Source organism: Lentibacter sp., assembly GCF_029254145.1.
Lineage (GTDB): Bacteria > Pseudomonadota > Alphaproteobacteria > Rhodobacterales > Rhodobacteraceae > Lentibacter.
The window spans coordinates 1-6,140 of sequence record NZ_JAQWYD010000020.1; the positions used below are offsets into that span (position 1 = coordinate 1).

Annotated in this window: 6 protein-coding genes; 3 read left to right on the forward strand and 3 right to left on the reverse strand. The window is 59.7% G+C overall.

What is annotated here, in order from left to right; all coding sequences use genetic code 11:
- Together P8O11_RS02450 and P8O11_RS02455 are read left to right on the forward strand one after the other, a co-directional pair.
- A partial coding sequence (locus tag P8O11_RS02450; protein WP_300291280.1) for a glutamine synthetase family protein occupies positions 1-873 on the forward strand: 873 nt, incomplete at its 5' end.
- A gap of 1 nt (position 874) precedes the next feature.
- The gene (locus P8O11_RS02455; RefSeq protein WP_300291282.1) at positions 875-2,176 is read left to right on the forward strand and encodes an FAD-binding oxidoreductase; all 1,302 of its coding nucleotides are present in this window, start codon (positions 875-877) and stop codon (positions 2,174-2,176) included.
- Positions 2,177-2,308: 132 nt separating this feature from the next.
- On the opposite strand, the gene glyA is transcribed toward P8O11_RS02455, so the two are convergent.
- Complete coding sequence (gene glyA, locus P8O11_RS02460; RefSeq protein WP_300291284.1) at positions 2,309-3,628, reverse strand: aminotransferase class I/II-fold pyridoxal phosphate-dependent enzyme; 1,320 nt, start codon at positions 3,626-3,628, stop codon at positions 2,309-2,311.
- 102 nt (positions 3,629-3,730) lie between these two features.
- On the opposite strand from glyA, the gene P8O11_RS02465 reads away from it, so the two are divergent.
- Complete coding sequence (locus tag P8O11_RS02465; RefSeq protein WP_300291286.1) at positions 3,731-4,594, forward strand: LysR family transcriptional regulator; 864 nt, start codon at positions 3,731-3,733, stop codon at positions 4,592-4,594.
- On the opposite strand, the gene P8O11_RS02470 is transcribed toward P8O11_RS02465, so the two are convergent.
- Together P8O11_RS02470 and P8O11_RS02475 are read right to left on the reverse strand one after the other, a co-directional pair.
- Positions 4,591-5,058 carry a DNA polymerase III subunit chi gene (locus tag P8O11_RS02470; protein ID WP_300291288.1) on the reverse strand — a complete coding sequence of 156 codons (468 nt, stop codon included), beginning with the start codon at positions 5,056-5,058 and terminating at the stop codon, positions 4,591-4,593. The two genes, P8O11_RS02465 and P8O11_RS02470, sit on opposite strands and share 4 nt — an antisense overlap.
- Positions 5,059-5,063: 5 nt before the next feature.
- The coding region (locus tag P8O11_RS02475) for a leucyl aminopeptidase (protein ID WP_300291290.1) at positions 5,064-6,140 on the reverse strand (1,077 nt) is incomplete at its 5' end.

A 6,140-nucleotide genomic window follows, 5' to 3' on the forward strand; every position in this document is an offset into this window, starting at 1 on the left:
CGCTCTGGCCGCCCCGCCGCCGCGCGTCAGGCCTATTCCATGACTGCCGTTGATGAATTCGGCCCCGTGATCGACGACATCTATGATTTCGCCGAAGCGCAAGGTTTTGAGATCGACGGGATCACCCAAGAAGGCGGCGCAGGCCAGCTTGAAATCAACCTCGTGCATGGCGACCCTGTGAAGCTCGCCGATGAGGTTTTCTTTTTCAAACGGCTGATCCGCGAAGCCGCAATGCGCCACAATTGCTACGCCACGTTCATGGCCAAGCCCATTGCCGACGAGCCAGGCTCTGCCATGCACATTCATCATTCGGTCCTTGATATAGAGACAGGGCAGAATATCTTTTCTGGACCGCAAGGCGGCGAGACGGATGCGTTTTTTCACTACATCGCGGGGTTCCAGAATCATCTGCCAGCCGCAATCGCAGTCATCGCGCCCTACGTGAACTCCTATCGCCGCTACGTGCGCGAACACGCCGCTCCAATCAATCTTGAGTGGGGCCGCGACAACCGCACCACAGGCATCCGCGTCCCCCTTTCCAGTCCGAAGTCGCGGCGCGTCGAGAACCGTCTTGCAGGGATGGATTGCAACCCATATCTCGGCATCGCCGTGTCACTCGCGTGTGGCCTCATTGGCCTCAATGAAGAGAAGCGCCCTGACCGCCAGTTCAAAGGCGACGCCTATGAAGGCGAAGAGGATATCCCGCGCGAAATGGGGGCGGCACTCGATCTCTTTGACGAAGCCAGCGCGCTGCACGAAGTGCTCGGCCCCGAGTTTGCCCGCGTCTATTCCATCGTGAAACGCGCCGAATATGAAGAGTTCCTCGGCGTCATCTCGCCTTGGGAGCGTGAACACCTCTTGCTCAACGTTTGATATGAACCTTCTCTACTCAAATGACACGAAAGGCGCCTTCCCGCGCAGCTGGTATGCCGCGACCGCTCATGAGCGCACGCCCGCGCCCCAACTTCGAGGCGATGCCGCGGCAGATATCTGCGTTGTCGGCGGTGGCTTTACAGGGCTCTCGGCTGCGCTTCACTTGGCCGAGCGCGGCTACTCTGTCGCGCTCATTGAAGCGCACCGTGTCGGCTTTGGAGCGTCAGGCCGCAATGGCGGCCAGCTCGGCTCTGGCCAACGCGTCGAGCAAACCGATCTTGAGAAAATGGTGGGCGAGGCCGAGGCGCTGAAGCTCTGGGAGCTCGCTGAAAACGCCAAAGACCTCGTTAAGCAGCTGATTTCAAAACACAACATAGACTGCGATCTCAAACCAGGCATCGCCCATGCAACGTTTTCCGCCTCCGAAACCGCCCATGAACATGCCTATGTCGAACACCTCCAAAGCCGCTACGGCTACGATCAAATCACCGCTCTGAGCGAGGAGGCTTTAAGCGCAGTCTGCCCCTCGCCTCGCTACAAAGGCGGTTCGCTTGATATGGGGGCGGCACATCTGCACCCGCTGAATTACGCCTTGGGCCTTGCGCGCGCCTGCGAAAAAGCTGGTGTCACCTTTTATGAAAACACCCACGTCCATCACATCGAAGACGGGGCAAAAGTCACTGTGCGCTGCGACACAGGCCGCGTCTTGGCCGATCATGTGATCCTTGCGGCCAACGGCTACCTCGGCGGGCTCAACCGCCGCGTTGCAGGCCGCGTCATGCCAATCAACAATTTTATCGCCGCGACTGAGCCGCTCGGAGAAGACGCCGTGCGCGTGCTCACCAGAGACATTGCCGTGGCCGACAGCAAATTCGTTGTCAATTATTTCCGCCTCTCGTCAGACAATCGCCTCCTCTTCGGCGGCGGAGAAAGTTACGGATATAAATTCCCCGATATCGACAAAACCGTGCGCAAACCAATGATCGATATCTACCCACACCTCAAAGACATACGCTTTGATTATACATGGGGCGGCACCCTCGCCATCACGATGAAGCGCCTGCCCTATCTCGCGCGCCTTGCGCCCAATATCCTCTCCGCTTCGGGCTACTCGGGCCATGGCGTCGGAACAGCCACTCAGGCGGGCAAGCTCATGGCCGATGCGATCGCAGGCGAGGCCACGGGGTTTGACACAATGGCGCGCATCCCAAACACGCCCTTCCCGGGCGGAGCGGCCCTGCGCACCCCGCTCCTCACCCTCGCCATGACATGGTATGCCCTGCGCGACCGCCTCGGCGTCTAACGCATCCTCCCCAAAAGTCGCCCCCGTCTTCCTCTTTTCCTAAATATCCTGGGGGAGTGGGGGCTGGCCCCCACCAAATAAGGGGGTCTGGGGGCAACGCCCCCAGCGGGTCGCGCGCGTCAGCGCGTGACACTACGCATGAACAAAATGCAGACGATCAAACTCACCTCGCCACGCCGCAACTTCGCGCGCAACAGCCTCAGGATCGTTGCTCAACACCCCCCGCGCAATCAGCCCTGCAAGCCTCGGCGCATCCGCCGCTGTCATGCCCCAGCGTACAAGCTCGGGCGTGCCGATCCTAAGGCCATTTATATCACCCGTCACCGTCTCGATCGGCAGGCCAATCCCGCAGGCCAGAAAGCCGGCTTGCCGCAGCTTTTTGCTCGCCGCCTGTCCCCCACCAAAGCCTGCCGCCTCAATCGCAAACTGGTGGCTCTGCGTCGCACCGTGCTTACCTTCAAACACAGGCAGCCCTTCCGCCTTCAGTGCCCCGGCCAAAGCCTGCGCCATAGCAATCATCTCGGCCGCGTAGCCTTGCCCAAAGTCGCGCCAGTCCAGCAGTGTCACAGCCAATGCCGCCGATTTCGCCGCATCATAGTTCGCCGTCATGCCCGGGAAGGCAATTGCATCGAGCCGCTCCACCAGCTCCGCGTCATTGCTCACAATCAAGCCGCCCGCTGGGCCACCAAGGCTTTTGTAGGTGCTCATCGTCATCAGATGCGCGCCTTCACTCAACGGATTCCGCCAAGCCTTACCCGCAATAATTCCACATTGATGCGCCGCATCAAACAAGAGCACAGCGCCCACTTCGTCGGCAATCTCACGCACTCGCGCCACAGGATGTTCATATAGGTTGAGGCTCCCACCCAGCGAAATAAGCTTTGGGTTTTCAGCCTTCGCCAGCGCGCCCAAGCCCTCGACATCGACAGTGTAGCCGTCCGCCAAAACAGGCGCATCAATCACACGCAGACCATAAAGCCCAGCACAGCCAGCCGCGTGGTGCGTCACATGCCCGCCAATGCTCGCGGGCGGTGCAATGATCGTGTCGCCAGGTTTGCAGCTCGCCATGAAGGCGTAAAGATTGGCAATCGCCCCAGATGGTACGCGGATCTCGGCAAATTGCGCCTCAAAGACTTCACAGGCCAGCGCCGCGGCGATCACTTCGATCTCCTCGATCGCCTCAAGCCCCATCTCGTATTTATCACCAGGGTAGCCCAGCGAGGGCCGCGAGCCGATCCCGCTCGAGAGCAGCGCCTCGGCGCGCGGGTTCATCACGTTGGTCGCAGGGTTGAGGTTAAAGCACTCTGCCTCGTGAATGCGCTTGTTGTCGGCTGCCAGCGCCTCGATCCGTGCGAGCACATCACTTGAGGCCGCGGCCGTCGTTTCACCCGCCACGCGCATCACAAGGCTCTCACAGCCCGTCGGAACCCATTGTCTCTTTTGCAATGTCATGATCGCTCTCCAAATTTCTTTTGAGAACGGTGGCGCAGATTGTCGCTTGCGGCAAACCAGAAAGACACTAACCTTGATTTAGAAAAACTAAGGCTAGATTTCATGGCGCTTGCACCTCCCCGCCCCAAGGGTCCACCACTCAACGCCTTGCGCGCCTTTGAAGCTGCGGCAAGGCTTGGCAGTTTTGCCGCGGCAGCCGAAGAGCTTAGCGTGACAGCAGGCGCGATCTCTCAGCACATCAAACAGATCGAAGGCTGGGCCGGAACCGCCTTGTTTGCGCGCCGCGCACAAGGGGTCACCCTAACATCTGGGGGCCGCACGCTTCTTGCGCCACTCACCCTTGCCTTTGACAATATCTCTGACGCGACAAGCCTCTTGCGCACACTTAGCCCTAAGCCAACGCTTAATATCGCAACCCTGCCCAGTATCGCACAGCTCTGGCTTCAGCCGCGTCTTGCGCAAGTGCGCGCCGCCCTTGGCGCCACAAGCCTATCGGTCTATGCGCTGGAAACCCCACCCGATATGCGCCGCGCGCCGTTTGATTGCAGTCTGTTCCTGCAAAAGCCCACAGGATCGACGCAAGAAACGGTACTGGCCCAAGACAGCCTCTTGCCCGTCTGCGCGCCAAGCGTCGCTGTACGCCTCAAAGTACCGCAAGATCTCGCGCACGAAACTTTGCTCTATGATGAAAGCTGGTACGATGATTGGCCACTCTGGACCACAGCCCACGGCTTACCCCTCCCTGCCAGCCAAGACCTTGCACGCTATTCGCTCTATGCGCTCGCTATGGCCGACGCAAAGGCAGGATTTGGCGTCCTGATGGGGCATATGCCCCTCGTACAGAACGCCCTCGACACAGGTGAGCTGGTCGCACCCTTCAATATGCCCCTGACAAGCGATAAAGCTCTGGTGTTGCAGCTCGGCCAGAATGTCCCGCAGGATCTGGCCAGCCTGCTGACCGTCTAAGCGCCTTCACTCTCGGCCTTTTTCTCCCAGCGCCCGCTCTCTTCGGACCAGTACTCGGCGGCACAACCCGCACCCGTCAGGGTCTTCCACTGTGCGCGCGCGACCGATACAGCCTCTTCTTCATACCCATTGAAGACAAGGCAGACCCGCTCAAGCGCGTTGACTTCCTCAGCGCTCACAGCGGCCCCATCAATCGCCATGAGGCAGGTCGCCCCATTGGGCAGATCGGCCGTTTCGGTGAGCAAAACAGGCTGATGCGCGTCATGTGGCCCACCTGAGAGACCGTGGGGCAAAAAGCTCTCGGGCCGCCCGCTCCAAAGCTTCTCGTCAAGCCATTCAAGCCGTCCGCGTTCGGGCCCGCGCACAGCGACTTTCCAGCCACGCGAAAGCGATGCCTCCAAAAGCTGCGGCAGCGCCTGCTCCAGCGGACGCCGCGTCAGATGGTAAAACATCGCCTTGCCCATGTGGATCAGACCTCTTTCGTCTCGTAAGCATCCGCCACAAAACGGTTGAGCGCCATAACGCCCCAGCCCGTCGCACCGAGCGGCGCATAGGCCGTTTCCGCCTTCACGCTGGCTGTGCCCGCAATATCAAGGTGAATCCACGGCTGGCCCTCTTTTACAAAGCGCTGCAAGAACTGAGCCGCTGTGATCGAGCCTGCCGTGCGTCCGCCGACGTTTTTCATATCAGCAATGCGGCTCTTGAGCAGGTCGTCATAGGCTTGACCCAGCGGCAAACGCCAAGCGCCCTCACCTTCGGCCTCGGCCGCTTTCATAAAGCTCTGGCAGAAAGCATCATCATTTGAGAATACACCTGTGTTTTCATGCCCCAGCGCCACAAGAACAGCGCCTGTAAGCGTGGCGAGGTCGATCATCCCCGCAGGTTTATACACCTCCTGCGCATACCACATCACATCACACAGAACGAGGCGGCCCTCGGCGTCGGTGTTGATCACCTCGATAGTATCGCCCTTCATCGAGGTCACAACATCCCCCGGACGTGTGGCGCGATCAGACGGCATGTTCTCCACAAGCCCGACAAGCCCGATCACATTGGCCTTGGCCTTGCGTTCAGCCAAAGCTTGCATCGTGCCAGCCACAGTGCCCGCGCCGCCCATATCCATGGTCATATCTTCCATGCCAGCTGCTGGCTTGAGGCTGATACCGCCAGTGTCAAAGACAACACCCTTGCCGACAAGCGCCAGCGGTGCAGCGCCTTTTTCACCGCCAAGCCATTCCATCACAACGACTTTTGAGGGGCTAATACTGCCATGGCCGACAGACAAAAGTGAATGCATGCCAAGCTTGGCCAGCTCAGCCTCTTCCATCACCTTAACTTTAAGGCCGAGCTTGCCCAGCGCCACGAGGCGGTTGGCAAATTCTGTCGTGGTCAGGTGATTGGCAGGCTCGTTGACCAAATCGCGCGTAAAATGCACACCGCGCGCCACAGCCAGCGGATCGGCGACAGCCTCCTGAAGCTTCTCAGGGTTAGGACAGAGCACAAGAATACTCCCGTCAGCCTCAGCCTCGGCGGTCTTGTGCGGTGT